The organism is Thioalkalivibrio sp. AKL19, assembly GCF_000420165.1.
Lineage (GTDB): Bacteria > Pseudomonadota > Gammaproteobacteria > Ectothiorhodospirales > Ectothiorhodospiraceae > Thioalkalivibrio.
In genome coordinates, this window is the sequence record NZ_ATUK01000014.1 from 116,877 (window position 1) to 135,512 (window position 18,636).

The 18,636-nt window shown below is 67.8% G+C and carries 20 protein-coding genes and 1 tRNA gene; 12 read left to right on the forward strand and 9 right to left on the reverse strand.

Features of this window, described 5'->3' with window-relative positions; all coding sequences use genetic code 11:
- Nucleotides 1-304: 304 nt before the first annotated feature.
- The gene (locus tag F817_RS0110250) at nt 305-2,341 is read left to right on the forward strand and encodes a methyl-accepting chemotaxis protein (RefSeq protein ID WP_024327566.1); all 2,037 of its coding nucleotides are present in this window, start codon (nt 305-307) and stop codon (nt 2,339-2,341) included.
- 120 nt (nt 2,342-2,461) lie between these two features.
- Here F817_RS0110250 and ilvD read toward each other — a convergent pair whose 3' ends face one another.
- On the reverse strand, nt 2,462-4,318 hold the full coding sequence (gene ilvD / locus F817_RS0110255; protein ID WP_024327567.1) for a dihydroxy-acid dehydratase: 1,857 nt from the start codon (nt 4,316-4,318) through the stop codon (nt 2,462-2,464).
- 85 nt (nt 4,319-4,403) lie between these two features.
- Between ilvD and F817_RS0110260 the strand changes: the two genes are divergently transcribed.
- From F817_RS0110260 to argA, 3 genes are all read left to right on the forward strand, one after another.
- Nucleotides 4,404-4,676, forward strand: coding sequence for a heavy-metal-associated domain-containing protein (locus tag F817_RS0110260; RefSeq protein ID WP_024327568.1), 273 nt, complete (start codon nt 4,404-4,406; stop codon nt 4,674-4,676).
- Between the two features lie 3 nt (nt 4,677-4,679).
- A complete protein-coding gene (locus F817_RS0110265; RefSeq protein ID WP_024327569.1) occupies nt 4,680-5,153 on the forward strand; it encodes a DUF192 domain-containing protein in 474 nt (157 codons plus the stop codon).
- A gap of 110 nt (nt 5,154-5,263) precedes the next feature.
- Nucleotides 5,264-6,625: an amino-acid N-acetyltransferase gene (gene argA / locus F817_RS0110270; protein ID WP_051132346.1), complete on the forward strand. Its 1,362-nt coding sequence runs from the start codon at nt 5,264-5,266 to the stop codon at nt 6,623-6,625.
- Nucleotides 6,626-6,637: 12 nt separating this feature from the next.
- On the opposite strand, the gene dksA is transcribed toward argA, so the two are convergent.
- Complete coding sequence (gene dksA, locus F817_RS0110275; protein ID WP_024327571.1) at nt 6,638-7,063, reverse strand: RNA polymerase-binding protein DksA; 426 nt, start codon at nt 7,061-7,063, stop codon at nt 6,638-6,640.
- Between the two features lie 160 nt (nt 7,064-7,223).
- On the opposite strand from dksA, the gene F817_RS0110280 reads away from it, so the two are divergent.
- The 3 genes from F817_RS0110280 to murU are packed head-to-tail and all read left to right on the forward strand — an operon-like array spanning nt 7,224 to nt 9,676.
- Nucleotides 7,224-8,006, forward strand: coding sequence for a phosphodiesterase (locus tag F817_RS0110280; protein ID WP_024327572.1), 783 nt, complete (start codon nt 7,224-7,226; stop codon nt 8,004-8,006).
- Complete coding sequence (locus F817_RS0110285) at nt 8,003-8,998, forward strand: aminoglycoside phosphotransferase family protein (protein ID WP_024327573.1); 996 nt, start codon at nt 8,003-8,005, stop codon at nt 8,996-8,998. Before F817_RS0110280 ends, F817_RS0110285 begins: the two co-directional genes overlap by 4 nt.
- A gap of 3 nt (nt 8,999-9,001) precedes the next feature.
- Nucleotides 9,002-9,676 (forward strand): N-acetylmuramate alpha-1-phosphate uridylyltransferase MurU, encoded by a 675-nt coding sequence (gene murU / locus F817_RS0110290; protein ID WP_024327574.1) that lies wholly within the window; start codon nt 9,002-9,004, stop codon nt 9,674-9,676.
- Nucleotides 9,677-9,714: 38 nt separating this feature from the next.
- On the opposite strand, the gene F817_RS0110295 is transcribed toward murU, so the two are convergent.
- Genes F817_RS0110295 through F817_RS0110305 form a run of 3 tightly spaced genes read right to left on the reverse strand, consistent with a single transcriptional unit; the run spans nt 9,715 to nt 11,596 of the window.
- Nucleotides 9,715-10,203: a DsrE family protein gene (locus tag F817_RS0110295; RefSeq protein WP_024327575.1), complete on the reverse strand. Its 489-nt coding sequence runs from the start codon at nt 10,201-10,203 to the stop codon at nt 9,715-9,717.
- 21 nt (nt 10,204-10,224) lie between these two features.
- Nucleotides 10,225-11,043, reverse strand: coding sequence for a hypothetical protein (locus tag F817_RS0110300; protein WP_024327576.1), 819 nt, complete (start codon nt 11,041-11,043; stop codon nt 10,225-10,227).
- Entirely contained in the window at nt 11,033-11,596 is a 564-nt protein-coding gene (locus F817_RS0110305; protein WP_024327577.1) for an RNA polymerase sigma factor, read from the reverse strand. Before F817_RS0110305 ends, F817_RS0110300 begins: the two co-directional genes overlap by 11 nt.
- Before the next feature lie 146 nt (nt 11,597-11,742).
- On the opposite strand from F817_RS0110305, the gene F817_RS0110310 reads away from it, so the two are divergent.
- From F817_RS0110310 to F817_RS0110320, 3 genes are all read left to right on the forward strand, one after another.
- Complete coding sequence (locus F817_RS0110310) at nt 11,743-12,204, forward strand: hypothetical protein (protein ID WP_024327578.1); 462 nt, start codon at nt 11,743-11,745, stop codon at nt 12,202-12,204.
- Nucleotides 12,205-12,469: 265 nt separating this feature from the next.
- Nucleotides 12,470-13,909: a glutamate-cysteine ligase family protein gene (locus F817_RS0110315; RefSeq protein WP_024327579.1), complete on the forward strand. Its 1,440-nt coding sequence runs from the start codon at nt 12,470-12,472 to the stop codon at nt 13,907-13,909.
- Nucleotides 13,910-13,917: 8 nt separating this feature from the next.
- Nucleotides 13,918-14,928, forward strand: coding sequence for a M14 family metallopeptidase (locus F817_RS0110320; protein ID WP_024327580.1), 1,011 nt, complete (start codon nt 13,918-13,920; stop codon nt 14,926-14,928).
- Between the two features lie 34 nt (nt 14,929-14,962).
- Here the strand turns inward: F817_RS0110320 and F817_RS0110325 are convergent, their stop codons facing one another.
- The 4 genes from F817_RS0110325 to F817_RS0110340 form a co-directional block, all read right to left on the reverse strand.
- Entirely contained in the window at nt 14,963-15,172 is a 210-nt protein-coding gene (locus F817_RS0110325; RefSeq protein ID WP_024327581.1) for a hypothetical protein, read from the reverse strand.
- A 167-nt stretch (nt 15,173-15,339) separates the two neighbouring features.
- Nucleotides 15,340-15,416, reverse strand: a tRNA-Met gene (locus F817_RS0110330).
- A gap of 65 nt (nt 15,417-15,481) precedes the next feature.
- Entirely contained in the window at nt 15,482-15,787 is a 306-nt protein-coding gene (locus tag F817_RS0110335) for a ferredoxin (protein WP_024327582.1), read from the reverse strand.
- 82 nt (nt 15,788-15,869) lie between these two features.
- Entirely contained in the window at nt 15,870-16,607 is a 738-nt protein-coding gene (locus tag F817_RS0110340; RefSeq protein ID WP_024327583.1) for a YdiY family protein, read from the reverse strand.
- A 103-nt stretch (nt 16,608-16,710) separates the two neighbouring features.
- Between F817_RS0110340 and F817_RS0110345 the strand changes: the two genes are divergently transcribed.
- Together F817_RS0110345 and coq7 are read left to right on the forward strand one after the other, a co-directional pair.
- Nucleotides 16,711-17,904, forward strand: coding sequence for a (Fe-S)-binding protein (locus tag F817_RS0110345; RefSeq protein ID WP_231369408.1), 1,194 nt, complete (start codon nt 16,711-16,713; stop codon nt 17,902-17,904).
- A 62-nt stretch (nt 17,905-17,966) separates the two neighbouring features.
- The gene (gene coq7, locus F817_RS0110350; protein WP_024327585.1) at nt 17,967-18,608 is read left to right on the forward strand and encodes a 2-polyprenyl-3-methyl-6-methoxy-1,4-benzoquinone monooxygenase; all 642 of its coding nucleotides are present in this window, start codon (nt 17,967-17,969) and stop codon (nt 18,606-18,608) included.
- The last annotated feature ends 28 nt before the right edge of the window (nt 18,609-18,636 follow it).

Sequence of the window (18,636 nt, forward strand, 5' to 3'; positions counted from 1 at the left end):
GCAGGCCCCAAATTGAGATGCCCCTTCTCTGCCAAGTAGCAACGCCTAATTTTGAGTTCAAGCCCGCACGCTCACGGCGGGCCGGGCACCGGCAGGATCTCGCCCTGACCGCTCCCGAGACCCGTGGCCGAGATTCCACGCAACACCCTGACGCCGGACCCATGTGCCTGGAATCACGGACTTGCGACTCAAGAACCGTTCCGTCCAGCCGCTACAGTCCAGAGCAAGAGAAGGATTACTGGCCTCTTGTGCGTCAAGACACGCGCAAGAATGGGCGCAAAAAAACAGAAACGAGGGGACATCCATGGACGGCTTCTTCCATCCAGCCACCTGGCTAATGAATCGGTTCCGGTATCCGGTCAAGTTCGGGCTGATTTTTGTCGTGGTCCTGCTACCACTGCTGCTGCTCAGCGGTATCACCCTGGTCAATCTGAACGAAAGCATCCGCTTCGTGGCCAACGAACGTCAGGGGCTGGCCTATATCGAGGCCGCGCGCGAGCCAGTGGAATACATCCAGCAACATCGCGGGATGATGGCAGCCCTGCTTGGCGGCGACGAAGGTGCACGCGCCCGACTGCGCGAAATCGCACACGACGTTGACCAGGCGCTGGAAGCACTGGCGGAGGTGGACCGGGAAAACGGCGATGCACTGGGGACACGCCGCCAGCTGGACCGGATCCAAGAGACCTGGAAAGGGATCCAGTCGGACGGAGACACGATGGCACCCGCGGAAAGCCTGCAACGCCACACCGCGCTGGTAGCCGACCTGCTCGACCTGATCGGCCATGTCGCCGATGCCTCCGAGATCACCCTGGACCCCCACCTCGACAGCTACTATCTCGGCGATGCCCTGACGAATCGTCTGCTGAACCTGACTGAAACCATGGGACAGGCCCGGGCGGTCGGCTCCGGCACGGCAGCGGCGGGCGAATTCACCGGGGATAGTCACATCCGTCTGGCGGTGCTCTCCGCCAACATGGAGGCCATCGCAGGAGATCTCGCGGCCGGCCTCGAAGCCGCATTCTCCACCAACCCTGCACTCGGCGAACGCCTGGGGGAACTGGTCGAGCGCAACGAAACCGCCGTAGGCGAATTCTCCGAAATCTTGCAGACGGAATTGCTGGACGCCGACATGATCGACATCAACGCCCGCGAGGTATTCGACGCTGCCACCCGCTCGATCGATGCCACCTTTGCGCTGTACGACGCCACCGCCCCCGAGCTGCACGCTATTTTCGCCGACCGGATCCGCAGCGACACGCTCGTTCGCAACCTGGCAATCGCCGTGGTGGTGGGCGTCCTTCTCCTGCTCGCCTATCTGTTCACCGGGCTGTATCGGTCGATCAAGAACAGCGTCGAACAGTTCAATGACGCAACCGAGCACATGGCGGGCGGGGATCTCACGACCCGGGTCACCATCCCCACCCAGGACGAGATGCACGAGGTTGGGGAACGCTTCAACAGTATGGCCACACAGTTCGAAGCCCTGATCCAGCAGATCATCGGAGCCACCGAACAGCTCGCATCAGCCTCCGAAGAACTGGCCACCGTCTCGCGCGAAAGCGCGTCCAACGTCGAGCGTCAACGCCAGGAGACCGACCAGGTGGCCACCGCGATGAACGAGATGACGGCTACCGTTCAGGATGTCGCCGGCAATGCCGCCAGCGCCGCTGACACCACCCGCAATACCGACCGCGAGGCGAACAGCGGACTGGATGTGGTGACTTCAAATTCCAAATCCATCGCCCAACTGGCCAGCGAGATCGAAAACGCCGCCGAGGTAATCAAGAGGGTGTCGTCGGATAGCGAGGCGATCGGCACTGTACTCGACGTAATCAAGGGCATCGCGGAACAGACCAACCTGCTGGCCCTCAATGCCGCGATCGAAGCCGCTCGAGCCGGAGAGAGCGGACGCGGCTTCGCGGTGGTCGCGGACGAGGTTCGCACCCTCGCCTCGCGCACCCAGGATTCCACCCAGGAGATCGAGGAGATGATCGAGCGCCTGCAAAGCGGTGCCCGCGAGGCGGTCAAGGTGATGGATCACAGCCGCGAGCAGGCCCAGACGGGCGTCAACCAGGCCGACCAGGCCGCGAAGGCGTTGCAAGCGATCACGCAAGCGGTGAGCAACATCAGCGAAATGAACACACAGATCGCTTCGGCAGCCGAACAGCAAAGCGCCACCACCGAGGAAATGAACCGCAGCATCGTCAGCATCCGCGAGATCGCGGAGCAGACAGCCAGCGGTTCCGAACAGACCACCTCGGCCAGCGACGAACTGGCCCGCCTGGCCGCGGAGCTTCAGGCCCAGACCAGCTCGTTCACCGTCTCACAACGGCACTAGGACGTCGGCACGGTCGCCGCGAAGCGTGGCACCGGGATCGCCAAAAGGAGATCTGCACCGGCCTGGGCGACCCAGGATCACCGCTCGGTGGTGGCCAGGATCACTCCGTGCGGCGAGTGGCTACGCTTCGTCAAAGCGGGAGATGTCGCGCACCGCGCCGTAGGCGGCGGAGGTCGTCATCAGGGCATAGGCGCGCAGGGCCTGGGACACCTGGCGGTTTCGCGACTCGGGCTTCCAGGCCTTCGGGCCGCGGGCCTCCATGGCCTCGCGCCGGGCCGCTAGCGTGGCGTCGTCCACGTCGATGCGGATCTCGCGCCCGGGGATGTCGATCACGATGGTGTCGCCCTCCTCGATCAGGCCGATCGCGCCACCCTGTGCGGCCTCTGGCGAGACGTGGCCGATGGACAGCCCGGAGGTGCCACCGGAGAAGCGCCCGTCGGTGATCAGCGCGCATTCCTTGCCCAGCCCCTTGGATTTCAGGTACGAGGTCGGATACAGCATCTCCTGCATGCCGGGGCCGCCCTTCGGGCCCTCGTAGCGGATGATCACCACGTTGCCGGCCTGCACCTGATCGCCGAGGATGGCCTCGACGGCCGCATCCTGGCTCTCGAATACCCGCGCGGGGCCGGAGAACTTAAGGATGCTCTCGTCGACGCCGGCGGTCTTCACGATGCAGCCGTCCGGGGCCATGTTGCCGTACAGCACGGCCAGGCCACCGTCCTGCGAGTAGGCGTGCTCGATGTCGCGGATGCAGCCGTTCTCGCGGTCGATGTCCAGGCTGTCCCAGCTCTTGTCCTGGCTGAACGCGACCTGGGTGGGCACGCCACCCGGCGCGGCCTTGTACAGCGTCTCGGAGGCGGCGGCGTGGCGCATCACGTCCCACTGCTCCAGCGCCTGGCCCATGGTGTCGGCATGCACGGTGGGGATATCGCGGTGAATCAGCCCGCCGCGATCCAGCTCGGCGAGGATGCCGACCACGCCACCGGCGCGGTGCACGTCTTCCATGTGGTAGAGCTGGGTGGCCGGGGCGACCTTGCACAGGTTCGGCACCTTGCGCGACAGGCGGTCGATGTCGGCCATGGTGAAGTCCACCTCGCCCTCGCGCGCGGCGGCCAGCAGGTGCAGCACGGTGTTGGTGGAACCCCCCATCGCGATATCCAGACTCATCGCGTTCTCGAAGGCCTCGAAGGTCGCGATGGAGCGCGGCAGTACCGAGGCATCATCCTGCTCGTAGTAACACCTGGCCAGCTCGACCACGCGCCGGCCGGCCTGCTCGAACAGCGACTTGCGCCCGGCGTGGGTGGCCAGCAGCGAGCCGTTGCCCGGCAGCGACAGGCCCAGCGCCTCGGTCAGGCAGTTCATTGAGTTGGCGGTGAACATGCCGGAGCAGGAGCCGCAGGTCGGGCAGGCGGAGCGCTCGATGGATTCCACTTCTTCATCCGAGGCGCTGGAGTCGGCGGCCTTGACCATCGCGTCCACCAGGTCCAGGTGGATGACCTTGTCGCTGCCCGGTGCCTGCACCTTGCCGGCCTCCATCGGCCCGCCGGAGACGAACACCACCGGGATGTTCAGGCGCATGGCGGCCATCAGCATACCGGGGGTGATCTTGTCGCAGTTGGAGATGCAGACCAGGGCATCGGCGCAGTGCGCGTTGACCATGTACTCCACCGAGTCGGCGATGATCTCGCGCGAGGGCAGGGAATAGAGCATCCCGCTGTGGCCCATCGCGATCCCGTCGTCCACCGCGATGGTGTTGAATTCCTTGGCCACGCCACCGGCCTTCTCCACCTCGCCGGCCACCAGCTGACCCAGATCCTTCAGGTGCACATGCCCCGGCACGAACTGGGTGAAGGAATTGGCGATGGCGATGATCGGCTTGCCGAAGTCGCCATCCTTCATGCCGGTGGCACGCCACAGGGCACGGGCGCCGGCCATGTTGCGGCCATGGGTGGTGGTGCGGGAACGATAGGCGGGCATGGGTTCGGGCTCTCGTGAACGTTTACGCGGAAGCGGAATCGTACATAATGAGTCGTACAAACCCCAGTACCCCGAGGTCCGTGGAATGAAAATCGAAGTCGAGAACATCAAGTGCGGCGGCTGCGCCAGCTCCATCCGCAAGGGCCTGCTGCAGGTGGAGGGCGTCACCGGCGCCGAGGTGGACGTGGAAGGCGGTGCGGTCGAGGTCGAGGCCCCGGACAGCGCCCGCGAGGCGGTGGCCGCGAAACTCGCCAACATGGGCTACCCGGAAGTCGGGTCGGTCTCCGGCCTGCGTTCCGCCAGCGCCAAGGCCAAGTCCTTCGCCAGCTGCGCCGTGGGGCGCATGAGCGGCGAATAGGCCGTGACGCCCGCCTTGTGGGGCCGGGCGTGGCACGGCCTTGCCTGGCTGGCGCTCATCGTCGTCCTCGGCGCGGGCCAGGCGCACGCGGACGACGGGCTGCCAACCGCCGATCTGACAGTCGGCGAACAGACCCTCACGATCGAGATCGCCGCGACAGAGCGCAGTCGCCGTGTGGGGCTGATGCACCGTGACCACCTGCCCGGAGACCACGGCATGCTGTTCGTCTGGGCGCGCCCGGCGCAGTACGGCATGTGGATGCAGAACACCCGCATCCCGCTGGACGTGGCCTTCATCAATGCGGATTTCACCATCACCAACATCGCCACCATGACACCCCATTCCACCCGCATCCACGAGGCGAAACGCCCCGTGCGCTACGCCCTGGAGGTCAATGCCGGGTGGTTCGAGGCACACGGCATCGGGGCCGGCGACCGCGTGCAGGATCTTGAGCGCGTGCTGGGCCGGAGCGACTGAGCCACCCCTGAAGCCCCACCGCACTGCGGTCCGGACGTGCGAATTGGGCCGCGTCTCCCTAGACTGTGCGGTCAGGACACCCACAGGAAACGGACGCGCACGTGACCACCATGCCCACCACTCCATCCGCTCGCCCCGGCGCGCCCTTGCGCCGGACCCCGCAGCCCGGGGAGCTGGCATGGTTCCGTGATGCCGTGCCGTACATTGCCGCCCACCGCGGGCGCACCATGGTGATCGCACTGGCGGGCGAAGCCGCCCAGGGACCGGAATTCCCGGCACTGATGCGCGACATCGCCAAGCTCAATGCCCTCGGCATCCGGGTCGTGCTGGTCTACGGCGCCCGCCCGCAGATCGAGACGCGGATGGCGGAACGCGGACTGACCCCGGCCTACGCGAACGGGCTGCGCGTAACCGACGCCCCGGCACTGGAAGCGGTACTGGACGCGGTGGGCCGGCTGCGCCTTCAGATCGAGGGTCTGCTGTCGCGCAGCCTGGGCCAGCCGGGCACCGGCAACGCCCGGCTGCGCGTGGCCAGTGGCAACTTCGTCACCGCCCGTCCGCTGGGCGTCCGCGACGGCGTGGATTTCCATTACACCGGCGAGGTGCGCGGGGTAGATACCACCGCACTGGGAGCCTTGCTGGACCGCGAGCAGGTGGCCCTGGTCTCCCCGCTCGGCTACTCCCCCACCGGCGAGGTGTTCAATCTCTCCGGCGAGGATGTCGCCACCCAGGTGGCGATCGCGCTGAACGCCGACAAGCTGATCTTTCTCACCGAAGCCGGGGTGCTGCGCGACCCCGAACACGGCGTGCTCGACCAGCTTACCGTGCCCGCTGCCCAGGAACTGCTGGAGACCGCCACCGATCTTCCGGAGGAACTGGCCAACCACTTGCGAAGCGCCATCGACGCCTGCCACCGCCGCGAGATGCGCGTGCACCTGGTGGACCGACACGACGACGGCGGGCTGCTGACCGAACTGTTCACCCGCCAGGGGATCGGGACACTGGTTTCGCGCGAGCCGCTGGAGCAACTGCGTCCGGCGACGCTCGACGATGTTGGTGGCATCCATGCCCTGCTGGAACCGCTGGAGGCCGAAGGCATCCTGGTGCATCGCGCCCGGGAACACCTGGAACTGGAAATCGACCGCTTCCAGGTACTGGAGGCCGATGGCCTGATTATCGGCACTGCAGCGCTGTACCCCTTCGAGACGGATGCGGCGGAGATCGCCTGCCTGGCCCTGCACGCGGAGTACCGCGGGAGTGGCCGCGGCGACCGCCTGCTGCAGGCCATGGAGCAACTGGCGCGGGAGCAGGGTATCCGGCGGGTGTTCGTGCTCACCACCCGCACGGCCCAGTGGTTTCAGGAGCGCGGCTACACGCCGGGCCAGGTGGACGACCTGCCCGCCAGCCGCCAGACCCGCTACAACCAGGCGCGCAACTCGCGGGTCTTTACCCGCATCCTGGACACCGCGTAGCGGCGCGACAGGCTACTGGGCGTAGCGCGCCTCGTCGCGCTCGTGGGCCTCCTGGGCGGCCACGCTCAGGGTGGCGATCGGACGGGCCTCCAGCCGGGCGATGCCGATCGGCTCCCCGGTCTCCTCGCAGTACCCGTATTCGCCCCGGTCGATGCGCGCCAGCGCCTCGTCGATCTTGTTCAGGAGCTTGCGGTAACGATCCCGGGTGCGCAGCTCCAGGCCGGCATCGGTCTCGTGGCTGGCGCGGTCATTGGGATCCGGCTCCTGCCAGCTCTCGCTGCGCAGGTGTTCCAGGGTCTGCTCCGATTCCTCGATCAGCTCGGCACGCCAGGCCTCGAGCCTGGCGCGAAAGTAGTCCAGTTGACGCGGATTCATGTAGGGTTCGTCCTCGGACGGACGGTACCCGGAATCCGGGCGGGTCTTGGTTTCCTGGCTCATCTCGGGCCCCTCGCCAGGCCCCTTCCCGCCCCATGCGGGAAGGTCCCGGCGCGTTACGCGGTACACCCGATCGAGTATAGGGCAATAACCCGGCCGGGCGGCAAATACGAAAGCGCGCCCCAACGCACAACCCCGACCAACGGACAGCAACACGCCCCGCATGCAGCGCATCCTCCAGATCAGCGACACCCATCTGGGCCGGGAGCCCGGACCGATCCGCCCCGGCTACCCCGACAGCGACCACCAGCTCGCGCGGGTCCTCGAGGCGCTCGTCCGGAACGAGCCGCGCCCGGACCTGCTCTGGCTGACCGGCGACTTGGCGGAAGACCCCGCGCCGGAGGCCTATACGCGCCTGCTGGACCTGCTGGACCGGCATGTGCCTGGCTGGCCGCTCGCCGGCCTGGCGGGCAATCACGACGAGTGGTGCGACTTGGACCGGGCCTTCACGTCGGCCGGACACGCACTGGACGGACACCGCGTACGGGGCGAGTGGCTCCTGGTCGGAGTCAACTCGGCAGTCCCGGGACAGGCGGCCGGGCGCATCGAGCCCGCCGAACTGGAACGGCTGGAGCAGGTGCTGACCCGTCATCCGGCGCACTGGGTGATGATCGCCATCCACCACCCGGTCGTGCCGATCGGAAGCGGCTGGATGGACCGCATCGGCCTGACCAACCCGGACGACCTGTTCGCGGTGCTGGACCGCCATCCGCGCGTACGTGCCTGCCTGTTTGGCCATATCCACCAGGACTTTCGCAGCGAGCGTCGGAGCGTCGAGCTGCTGGGCTGTCCCTCTACCTGCATCCAGTTCGCCCCCGGTTCCGAACGGTTTGCGCTGGACACCGAGCACGCCGGCTATCGCGTGCTGGAACTGCACCCGGACGGCCGGATCGACACCCGCGTCGAACGGGTTCCTGGCGCCGGCCCCGAGGAGGCCCAAGCATGATCCCGGACGACACCCGCAGCAAGCAGCTCGCGGCCTGGCTGGAGCAGCAGCCGGGCACCTTCACCGACCTGGCCCTGCTGCGGGCGGATGCCAGTTTCCGGCGCTATTTCCGCCTGCGCCGCGATGGCGAATCGGTGGTACTGATGGACGCCCCGCCGGAGCGCGAGGCCACCGGACCGTTCGTGCAGGTGGCGCGGCTGCTGGAGTCGCTGGGGCTGCGGCCACCCCGCGTGCTGGTGCACGACCCGACGGCCGGGTTCGTCCTGCTCGAGGATCTGGGCGACCGGACCTTTACCCGGGCCCTTGCCGAAGGGGCCGGAGAAGGCGCGCTGTACGACCGCGCGATCGACACCCTGGTCCAGCTCCACCGTGCCTGGCCGGACCAGGCCGCGAAGGCGCCGGCCCTGCCCACCTATGACACCCCGCGCCTGCTCGACGAGGCCGCCCTGTTCGCCGACTGGTACTGGCCGGAACATCGGGGTACCGCGATGGAGCCGACGCGGCGCGAGGCGTTCATGGAAGCGTGGCGCGAGACCCTTGAAGGGCTCCCCGCCCTGGACAACACACTGGTGCTGCGCGACTTCCACGTCGACAACCTGATGCTGCCACCCGGCGAGGACCGCGGCTGTGCCGTGCTGGATTTTCAGGACGCGGTGATCGGAAGCCCGGCCTACGATGTCGTCTCCCTGCTGGAGGATGCCCGCCGCGACGTGTCGCCGGCCACGGTGGAACGCGGCCTGGACCGCTACTTCGCGGGAACCCCCCGCGACCGCGAGGCCTTCATGCGCCATTACCGGGTCCTCGGTGCCCAGCGCACCACCAAGATCCTCGGCATCTTCGTGCGCCTGGCCCGGCGCGACGCCAAGCCCCGTTACCTGGAGCACCTGCCCCGCCTGCACCGCCTGCTGGCGCAGGGGCTGCCCCATGCGGGCCTGGAACCGGTCGCCGCCTGGTTTGAAAATCACATGCCCGAACGGCTGCAGGAGGACTAGGCGATGCGGGCGATGATCCTGGCCGCGGGACGTGGCGAACGCATGCGTCCGCTGACCGACCGCTGCCCGAAGCCCCTGTTGCCGGCCGGCGGACGGCCGCTGATCGGCTACACGCTCGATCGTCTCGCGGCCGCGGGGTATCAGGAAGTCGTCATCAACCTGGCCCACCTGGGCGACCAGATCCGCACGGCGCTTGGCGAGGAGCAGTCGGGGCTGACCCTGCGCTACTCGCCGGAACCCGAGGGCGCGCTGGAGACCGCGGGCGGCATCCGCCAGGCGCTGGCTCTGCTGGGGGACGAACCGTTCCTGGTCGTCAACGGCGATGTCTGGTGCGACCACCCCCTGACCCCGCCGGCGACCATGGAGGCGGGCGTCGAGCGGCCGCTCGCGCATCTCGTACTGGTCGCCAACCCGGCGCATCATGCACAGGGGGACTTTGCCCTGGACGGGGAACGGGTCCGGCTGGAAGGCGGCGAACCGCTGACCTTCAGCGGCATCGGCTGGTACGACCCCGCCCTGTTCCGGGATCTGCCGCCAGGGCGTCATGCCCTGGGCCCCCTGTTGCGCGAGGCGATCGCGGACGGACGGGTCACCGGCGAGTGCTACCGCGGAGACTGGCGCGACATCGGCACCCCGGAGCGCCTCGCGGCGCTGGACGCGGAACTCACGGGAGGCTGACCCGCCGGCAACCCGCAGCACCCTTGCGGACGCATTGTTCAGGGCTTGATGTAGGTATACCCGGCGCGTTGCAGACGGGTCAGCTCGACGAGACCACTGGAAACGACGTCCTTCTCCGCGACCTCGTGCAGATCCGCACGCTCGAGCCCGCGCGACTCCATCGTGTTGCCGCACACCAGGAACCGCACATCCTGCAGTTTCAGGGTATTCACGGTGCTGCGCAGGTCCGGGTCCGTGCGGGCGTGCTGCAGCAGGCTGATGCCACTGCCGTGGGTGAGCACCTTGATCTCCAGCGCGGCATCCGCCGGGGTCCCGTCGATGTGATTCTGCAGGTTGCGCAGGGCGTTCAGGTGCAACTCCGGGTCATCGGTATTGATGTGATAGACCACCCGCAGCGGCTCGTCGGCCGCCGGGGCCTCGGCGATGGTGCCGAACAACAGCGCCGTCGCACCGCCCGCCACCAGCATCAACAAGAACGCCCCGGCCAGGAACCAGCCGGGGCGCAACACTCGTTTATCGCGGTTCATCGGGACTCCGGCCGCACCGGATCAGACCTTGATGTAGATCCAACCTTCGGCCTGACGGCGGGCCGCCTCGGCCACGCCGGAGTCGATCAGCTCGGCCTGCGGCAGGATATCCACGGTCCGTCCCTCCTCGCGTGCCAGCCGGTTCAGGGTCTGGGCGCAGGCGGTAAAACGCAGCGTCGGATAGTCCTGCGCCATGCTGGCGACACGCTCCGGATACGGGGCACTGTCCGCCCGTAGCAGGTCCATCGCGTTGTTGTGCACCACCACCTGCACGTTCAGGTCGCGTCCCACCGAGGCCGCCTCGCGGTACATGCTCTCGATGTCGTCCAGCAGCTCGGCCATGGCGCGGGTATCGCCCTCGTTGATATGCAGCAGGATCTGGTCGGTCTCGGTCGCCGAAAACACTTGCTGCGGGGCCGCCGCGCCACCAGGAGTCTCGTCACTGGCCGCCACTTGCGCCAGGGCTTCGGCGTCCTGCCCGGTTGCGGCCGACGGGTTGCCCCCGAAGAACCCGGCATCACGGGTAATCTCGTACCCGCCCAGCGAACCCACGACCAGCGCGAGCACCCCGGCCGCCACCGACGGGAACCAGGCCGAACGGCCGCCGCGCGACAGGCGACAACGCCCACCGGAGGCGCGCTTGGCCGGCACGTCCTCGTAGGCCATGTTGACCAGTTCCTTGAGCTGGTGCATGTCGCAGACTTCGCGGCTCAGGTGCTCACTGGAGGCGATCGTCTTGAGCGTGTACAGACGGTCCTCCGGCGAAAATTCACCATCCACGAAGGCGTTGAGAATCTCCTCGCTGGGCCGGTTCTTCGCACTCAGTCGTTCATTCGACATGCCGATTCCTCACTACCTTGAGATAGGGTGTATCGGCCGCATTCCCCGTGTCGGCCTGCTGCTCCAGCAGCACCTTCTTCAGCTGCGCCCGAGCCCGGCTCAGGCGACTCATCACGGTGCCGATCGGTACGTCCAGCACCTCCGAGACCTCGGAGTAGGCAAAGCCCTCCAGGTCCACCAGCGCGACCACCTGGCGGTGATCGGTACTCAGCTCGGCCATCGCCCGGTGGACATCCGCGACCATGCGATTGCGCTCGGTCTGCTGTTCCGGGCAGTCCTCGCAGGGCAGCTCCATGCTGTCCACGTCCACCGTATCCTTCTGCCGCCGCCCCCAGTCGCGGTAGCAGTTGGTCATGATGCGGAACACCCAGGCCTTCAGGGCGTCCTCGTCCTGCAGCGACTTCAGCCGCGTCAGGGCCTTCATCATCGCCTCCTGCACCAGGTCGTCCGCCAGCGCGGCATCGTGACACCACGCGAATGCCATGCGGTACATCTGGGGCCGCAGGTCGCACACCTTCTGGCGCAGCCTGCGCTGCGCGAACCAGGTTGCCATGTTGTGTTTCCTCCATCCGCAGGCCGTACGTGCGGCCTTGCTTGTTCTTGTACCCTGTAGGACGCTACCGGGCGCGAGGCTATTCCGGTGTCCCGGCCTTGCGACCGCACAAACCGCGCACCCCGATCCGCTGATCAGGATACCCAATGCCATTTGATCCGCAACAACTGGAGCGCTCGTTTGCGTTCGATCCCGACACCGTACGGGACCTGCGCGAACGCTGGGCCCGCCTGATCACCGATGCCGTCTGGGGCGAGCTCAAGACCGGCACCATCGGGGCGGTTCCCCGCCTGCGCAAGCGCCTGCTGGAACTGGGCGAAAACCTGCGCTCCATGTTGTCCGACCGTGCCTGGATTCCACACGAGCGCGAGCGCGTGAAGGGTGCGATGGCTGCCAGCCTCAACCTGCGCGACAGCCTTCAGCAGACCGACCGCGCCGCCAAGCTGCTGAACGGGGGCGCCGACTTCGAGGCCTTCGAGGCCGACTACCTCGCCTTCCGCAAAGTCCTGCTCGCCTTCATCGAGCACCACGAGCAAATCTGGGGCGACCTCCTGGAGAGCCTGTACGACGAGGCACCGGACGCCGACGAACAGGACGAGGACTCGTGACCCCGCAAGGTGATCATTGCGGGTTCGGCAGGTCGGCCAACGTTCCGGAAAGGGCGCGAATTGCGGGTAATGGCGCGGCCCTTTACAAGGATCGGAACGCGGTCATGGACACTGGAAGACCAAGTCGTCGGGTTCTTTCGTGGCACCCCGCGGCGGCGTCGCGGTACTTGACGAGGGCTGCGGCCATTGTCGCCGCGCCGCGCCGGGCAGCGGAACACCACAGGAACGCCGCACCGGCAACGATCAAGCTGAAGGACCACTAGCCTTGGGCCGCGAAATCCGCGAGGAGCACTTTGGCGCGGCGGATTTCGACCGCTTCCACCAGAAGCTCGCCGACGAGACGGCTCGCCTGCTGGAATGGCTGCGTACGGGACCAGCCGAGGACCCCACGCCACCCCCGCGGCTCGGCTTCGAGATCGAGGCCTGGTTGTGCGACACCCACGGCCGCCCGCTTCCGGTCAACGACGCCTTCCTCGCGGCCATGGACAGCCCGCTGGCCACCCTGGAACTGGCGCAATTCAATATCGAGCTGAACAGCAGCGTCTTCCGCGCCGGGCCCGGCTGCTTCGGCGCCATCCTCGACGAGTTGCGCGAGACCCTGCGCCAGGCGCGCCGGGCCGCGCGCCACGCCGGCGCCGAACTGCTAATGGCCGGCAGCCTGCCGACCCTGGACCCGGCCGATCTCGGGCTGCACCACATGTCACGCCAGGCCCGCTACCGGGCGCTGAACAGCGCGATCCTGGAACAGCGCGCCCAGCGCCCGCTGGAGGTGGACATTGTCGGCCACGAACACCTGCATCACCGCCACGCGGATGTAATGCTGGAAGCCGCGGCGACCTCCTTCCAGGTTCATATCGAGACCCGGCCCGACGTCGCCCACCGGGCCTACAACGCCTCGCTGGTCGCGGCTGCACCGGTCCTGGCCGCTGCCGGCAACACGCCCTACATCTTCGGTCACGACCTGTGGGCCGAGAGCCGCATCCCGCTGTTCGAACAGTCCGTGGAGGTGGGCGGGTTCGCCGACTCGGCGCGGGGGCCGATCCGCCGCGTGACCTTCGGCACCGGATATCTGCACACCTCCATCGGCGAGCTGTTCACCGAGAACCTCGAACACTTCCCGGTACTGCTGCCGGTGGCGCTGGACGAGCCAGCCGACCAGCTGGCCCACCTCGCCTTCCACAACGGCACCATCTGGCGCTGGACCCGACCGATCGTCGGCTGCGATGCCGATGGCCACCGCAGCCTGCGCCTGGAATTTCGCTGCCTGCCGGCAGGCCCCTCGCTGATCGACATGCTGGCCAACACGGCCTTTGCACTGGGACTGATCGAACACCTGGTGGCCGAGTCGCCGGACGGGGCCCTCGAGACCCCGTTTTCCGAGGCACGCGACAACTTCTACAATGCAGCCCGGAAAGGCTTGGACGCCCGCCTGCGCTGGGGCCATCGCGACCCCGTCCCGGCACCACGCCTGATCACGCGCGACCTGCTGCCCCGCGCGGCCGAGGGCCTGGAACACCTGGGCATTGATTCCGGCGAACGCGACGCCCTGCTCGGCATCATCGCCGCACGCGTGGCCAGCGGCCAGACCGGCGCGCGCTGGCAACGCGACTGGGTCGCACGTCATGGTCGCGACTGGCCCGGGCTGGTCCGGGCCTATCGCGGCTGGCAGAACACCGGCGCACCGGTCCACACCTGGGGCCTTTGAGGAAACCCGTGACGCAAATGATCAACGAACACTTCGAACTGCCCGACGGCTTCCTCGAGGCCACGCCCGAGACCCTGCACCAGTGCGTCCCCGGCCCGGCCCTGATCCACCTGGAGGGCCAGCGCGAGCCCGCGGTGGCCGTGGTCCTGCTGCTACACGGCAACGAGCCGGTGGGCCTGCACGCGGTGCAGCAGCTCCTGCGCCACTACACCGGGCGCCCGCTGCCGCGTTCGCTGACCCTGGTCGTGGGCAACCCGCAGGCGGCGGCCCTGAACCAGCGCCACCTGGACGACCAGCCCGACTTCAACCGCATCTGGCCCGGAACCGAACAAGGCGGTTCGCGCGAAGCCGATGTCTTTGCCGAGCTGTGCCGGCGCCTGGAGAGCCGCGGCCTGTTCGCCGCGATCGATCTGCACAACAATACCGGGCGCAACCCCCACTACGCCTGCATCAACCGCCTGGATGCGCCGTTTCTAAACCTGGCGGCGCTGTTCGGGCGCACGGTGGTCTACTTCACCCGGCCACGCGGCGTCGCCTCCATGGCGCTGGCACGGATCGCACCGGCCGTCACACTGGAATGCGGCCACCCCGAGGACACGGCCGGCGTGGACCACGCGCGCGAGATGATCGACGCGGTTCTGCACCTGGACCATTTCGCCCAGCAGCCGCCACGCGAAGGGGCCATCGAGATCTTCCATACCGTGGCCCAGGTCCGGGTCCGGCCGGGGCTGCAAGTCGGGCTGGAGGCACAGCACGACATCCGCCTGGAACCCGACCTGGACGGCCTGAACTTCCAGCTTTTACCCGCCGGATCGCGCCTGGTAAACGTGCACGAGGATGCCGACGAGCCGCTCGTCGCGATCGCCGAGGACGGTTCGGAGGTGACCGGGGAATATCTGGAGCGGGCCGGTCAGGAGATCCGCCTGAAGCGCCAGGCGATGCCGTCCATGCTCACGCTGGACACCCGCGTGATCGCCCAGGACTGCCTGTGCTACCTGATGGAGCCGCTGACACTCTGATCCCGCCGCTGTTCGCGACGGATTCGAATCCGGCTCAGGCGTCGCGTTCGACGCGCTCGAGGACCTGGGCGACGTGATCGCCCTTGCGGTAATTCGGGAGGTCGCGCTGCATGTCGGCCAGCGCCTCTTCGCGGGCCTGTTCGCTGTCGTACCAGCGATAGGATTCCCAGTCCGGCCCCAGCAGGTGCGGCATGGCCATGGTGCTGCCTTCCGGCAGGCGGATGCGGATTCCGTAGCGTTTCATGGATTCGTCCGAGGTTGCTTCCTTGAGGGGTCGCCCGCGTGCACGCACACGACCCGGCGCGCAGTCTATCCGAGCCCCTGAAGACCGGCAATACAGGCACCGGCCCACCAGCGCCCCAAACGAAACAGGGGCTGTCATCGGCATGACAGCCCCTGTCCGGGATTCGGTGGTGGCTACGCCCTGATTCGAACAGGGGACCCCATCATTATGAGTGATGTGCTCTAACCAGCTGAGCTACGTAGCCACGCGGGCTGCGAATTCTCCGGAGGCCGGCGCATAAAGTCAAGCCAGCGCGGCGGCCGGCGGGGCTCAGATCTGCAGGCGCTCGACCACGCGGCCGTTCTTGAGGTGTTCTTCCAGGATCTCGTCGATGTCGCGTTCGTCCTGGTAGGTGTACCAGACGCCCTCCGGGTAGACGACCGCGACCGGGCCCTCGTTGCAGCGGTCCAGGCAGCCGGCGGTGTTCACCCTCACCAGGCCCTTGCCGTGGATGCCCATAGCCTTGGCCTGGTTCTTGGCATAGGCGCGCATCTCGGTCGCCCCGTGGTCCTCGCAACAGTTGCCGTCCTCGCGGCAGTTGGTGCAGAAAAAGATATGGCGCTGGTAGTAGCCCATGGAAGTCTCCGGTGATCCCTGCGACTCATGATAACGCTGCCACCGGCAAAACGGCGGGTGGCAGCGTGCGCTGTCCGTACATTCAGCGGAAGCGGTAGACCAGGCTCACGTCCGTGATGGTGTCGGTATTCTCCACGCCCGGCTCGACGTCGGTATTGTGCTTCACAGTGAAGCTGGTACGCAGGGACATCCGGCTGGTGACGTCCGCGGTCAGGGCGAGGATGTTCTCGATCTCGGTATTGTCGCCGCCGGTCAGGATCAGCAGCTCGTCGGTGAGGCGGGCGTTGTCGCTGATGTCCCAGCGCAAGTTGCCGGCCAGGCGTCCGACCGGTTCGCTGTCGGTTTCCCCGGTCGTGCGGATGCGCACCTGGCGCATACCGGCGCCGACCTCGCCGTCCAGCCGCACCCGTTCGCCGTCGATCAGGCGACGACCGTAACCGGCCGTGGCCGAACCCTGGTAGTCATAGTTGCTAAAGCGGTCACGCTCGTAGCGCAGCGCCCCGAACAGGTAGTCGTGCTCGCCGAGCTTGCGGTCCGCCTGATAACCGGCGATGTAGCGCTGGCCGGTGGTCTCGTCGTCCTCTTCGTGGAAGTACGCGTCCAGGCGGATGCGATTGCGCCAGTCGATGGTCGTGTGTTCCGCGCGGAAACGGCCCGTGGCCGTGGTGGACTCGGTGTTCCCGGTGGTCTTGGAGGCCCCCAGCTCGATCGTCGACTGCCAGCCTTCCGCCTCCCAGGCCAGCCCTTGCGAGACTGGTATGCTCAACAGGATGAGCGAGGCAAACGCAGACCCGACGGGCCGGAACGAACGCACGAGCATGGGAAACCTCCCGGAATCGAATGAGGGCAAGACCCTAGCAAAGCCGCTCGGCGCATCGGACCAGCCCCTGAGATTCCGGGGGCTTTCCGCCGCCGACCAGTGTGTGCACTGCGGCCTGTGCCTTCCGCATTGCCCCACCTATGGCTGGCACGGCGTCGAGGGGGACTCGCCACGCGGGCGGCTGACCCTGATGCAGGGGCTGGCCCAGGGCCGACTGGAGCCGGAATCCGAACGCCTGCGCAGCCACCTGGAGGGCTGCCTGGGCTGCCGTTCCTGCGAGGTGGTGTGCCCGGCCCGCGTGCCCTTCGGGGCACTGATGGACCGCGCTCGCGAGATCCTGACCGAACACCCCGCCACGCCCTCGCGCGCGAAGGGCTGGCGCCAGACGCTCCAACATCAGGCCCTGCTGCACCCAAGCCTGCGCAGCCTCGGGGGACTGGCGGCGCGCACCGGCGCCCGCCTCGGTGTGGACCGACTGCTGCCACGCGGCGGCTGGGAACGCAGTCTCGCCCACACCCGCGACTCCCTGGTACCCGCCCCCCGACTGCACGCGACCGCGAGCCCGGATACGGCCGATGCCTTGCTGTTCACCGGCTGCATGGACCGCTTCTTTACCGGCCCCGATCTCGAAGCCGCTCTGGCGGTCCTCGACGCCCTCGGCGTGCGCGTGGCCATCCCCCAGGACCAAGTCTGCTGCGGGGCGCTGGACCAGCACACCGGCCACCGCGCGGCGGCGCAGGCGCTGCGGGCGCGGAATGGCGAGGTCTTCGGCACCCGCGAGGTACCGGTGATCGCGCTGGACAGCGGGTGCGAGGCCACGCTGCGCGAATACCCCGAGGGCACACTGGGCGCGCGCAGCCAGAGTCTCACGCGGTTCCTGGCACAGCGGCTGGATGCGGACCCCCAGGGGGACATCTGGGAGGACACCCCGATCCGGATCGCGCTGCATCGGCCCTGCACCCAGCGCAACGTCACCCGCGAGGCCCGGGAGCCGGCCGCGATGCTGGAGCGCCTTCCCGGGGTCTCGCTCGCGCCGGTCAGCGGCGCGCCCAACTGCTGCGGCGCGGGCGGCACCGCGATGCTGACCCAGCCGGCGATGGCGGACGGTCTGGGCAGCGAAACCCTGAAGGCCCTGACCGGTGCCGCGCCCGACGTGATCGTCAGCCCCAATGTCGGTTGCAGCGTGCACCTGCGGGCGCTCGCAAGCCAGCATGCGGGCCAGCCGGAGATCCTGTCACCCGCCCGTTTCCTGGCCCGGCGCCTGAAAAACGGCCCGCGCGGCGACGCCGGGCGCTGATCCGCGCGACTCCTTGCGGTACTCTTGAAGCCTCACCCCGACCCCTCGACCGGAGCGGAACCATGCGCCGACTTTCCCCGCTGGATCATCTGATCAACCAGGCCGACGCCTTCGTCAAGGTTGTCGCCGGACAGGCCCGCTCCACCGGCCGGCCATCTCCGGGCGGGGATGACATCGGGCCGCATCTGGAGGACCACGAACGCGACCTGTCCGTCCGCCTGATGCGGGTCAACCACGCCGGCGAGGTCGCGGCACAGGGGCTGTACCAGGGCCAGATGCTGACCGCCCGCAACCCGGAGATCCGCGGCCACCTGGACCAGGCCTCCCGCGAGGAGGGCGACCACCTGCACTGGTGCGCCCGCCGGGTGCACGACCTGGGCGGTCGCACCAGCCTGCTGGGGCCGTTCTGGTACGTGGGTTCGTTCGGGATGGGCGCGCTCGCCGGGCTGACCGGCGATGCCTACAGCCTCGGCTTTGTCGACGAGACCGAACGCCAGGTGGAACGCCACCTGGACCGCCACCTGGAGCGGTTGCCGGCACAGGACGAGGTCTCCGCGCGCATCCTGGCGCAGATGAAGCAGGACGAGGTGGAACACGGTGCGCATGCGATGGCACTGGGCGGCAAGGCACCCCCGTGGCCGGTGCGCAATATCCTGATGCCGCTGACGTCCAGCATGATGACGCGCACCGCCTACTGGATCTGACCCGCGACGCGGGGAGCCAGATGATCAC

What these genes read in the sequence shown, in the direction of transcription:
- F817_RS0110280 (WP_024327572.1), top strand. Translation starts at nt 7,224, where the DNA reads ATGCAGCGCATCCTCCAGATCAGCGACACCCATCTGGGCCGGGAGCCC.
- murU (WP_024327574.1), top strand. Translation starts at nt 9,002, where the DNA reads ATGCGGGCGATGATCCTGGCCGCGGGACGTGGCGAACGCATGCGTCCG.
- argA (WP_051132346.1), top strand. Translation starts at nt 5,264, where the DNA reads ATGCCCACCACTCCATCCGCTCGCCCCGGCGCGCCCTTGCGCCGGACC.
- dksA (WP_024327571.1), bottom strand. Translation starts at nt 7,063, where the DNA reads ATGAGCCAGGAAACCAAGACCCGCCCGGATTCCGGGTACCGTCCGTCC.
- F817_RS0110305 (WP_024327577.1), bottom strand. Translation starts at nt 11,596, where the DNA reads ATGGCAACCTGGTTCGCGCAGCGCAGGCTGCGCCAGAAGGTGTGCGAC.
- F817_RS0110325 (WP_024327581.1), bottom strand. Translation starts at nt 15,172, where the DNA reads ATGAAACGCTACGGAATCCGCATCCGCCTGCCGGAAGGCAGCACCATG.
- F817_RS0110300 (WP_024327576.1), bottom strand. Translation starts at nt 11,043, where the DNA reads ATGTCGAATGAACGACTGAGTGCGAAGAACCGGCCCAGCGAGGAGATT.
- coq7 (WP_024327585.1), top strand. Translation starts at nt 17,967, where the DNA reads ATGCGCCGACTTTCCCCGCTGGATCATCTGATCAACCAGGCCGACGCC.
- F817_RS0110250 (WP_024327566.1), top strand. Translation starts at nt 305, where the DNA reads ATGGACGGCTTCTTCCATCCAGCCACCTGGCTAATGAATCGGTTCCGG.
- F817_RS0110340 (WP_024327583.1), bottom strand. Translation starts at nt 16,607, where the DNA reads ATGCTCGTGCGTTCGTTCCGGCCCGTCGGGTCTGCGTTTGCCTCGCTC.
- F817_RS0110310 (WP_024327578.1), top strand. Translation starts at nt 11,743, where the DNA reads ATGCCATTTGATCCGCAACAACTGGAGCGCTCGTTTGCGTTCGATCCC.
- F817_RS0110260 (WP_024327568.1), top strand. Translation starts at nt 4,404, where the DNA reads ATGAAAATCGAAGTCGAGAACATCAAGTGCGGCGGCTGCGCCAGCTCC.
- F817_RS0110335 (WP_024327582.1), bottom strand. Translation starts at nt 15,787, where the DNA reads ATGGGCTACTACCAGCGCCATATCTTTTTCTGCACCAACTGCCGCGAG.
- ilvD (WP_024327567.1), bottom strand. Translation starts at nt 4,318, where the DNA reads ATGCCCGCCTATCGTTCCCGCACCACCACCCATGGCCGCAACATGGCC.
- F817_RS0110295 (WP_024327575.1), bottom strand. Translation starts at nt 10,203, where the DNA reads ATGAACCGCGATAAACGAGTGTTGCGCCCCGGCTGGTTCCTGGCCGGG.
- F817_RS0110285 (WP_024327573.1), top strand. Translation starts at nt 8,003, where the DNA reads ATGATCCCGGACGACACCCGCAGCAAGCAGCTCGCGGCCTGGCTGGAG.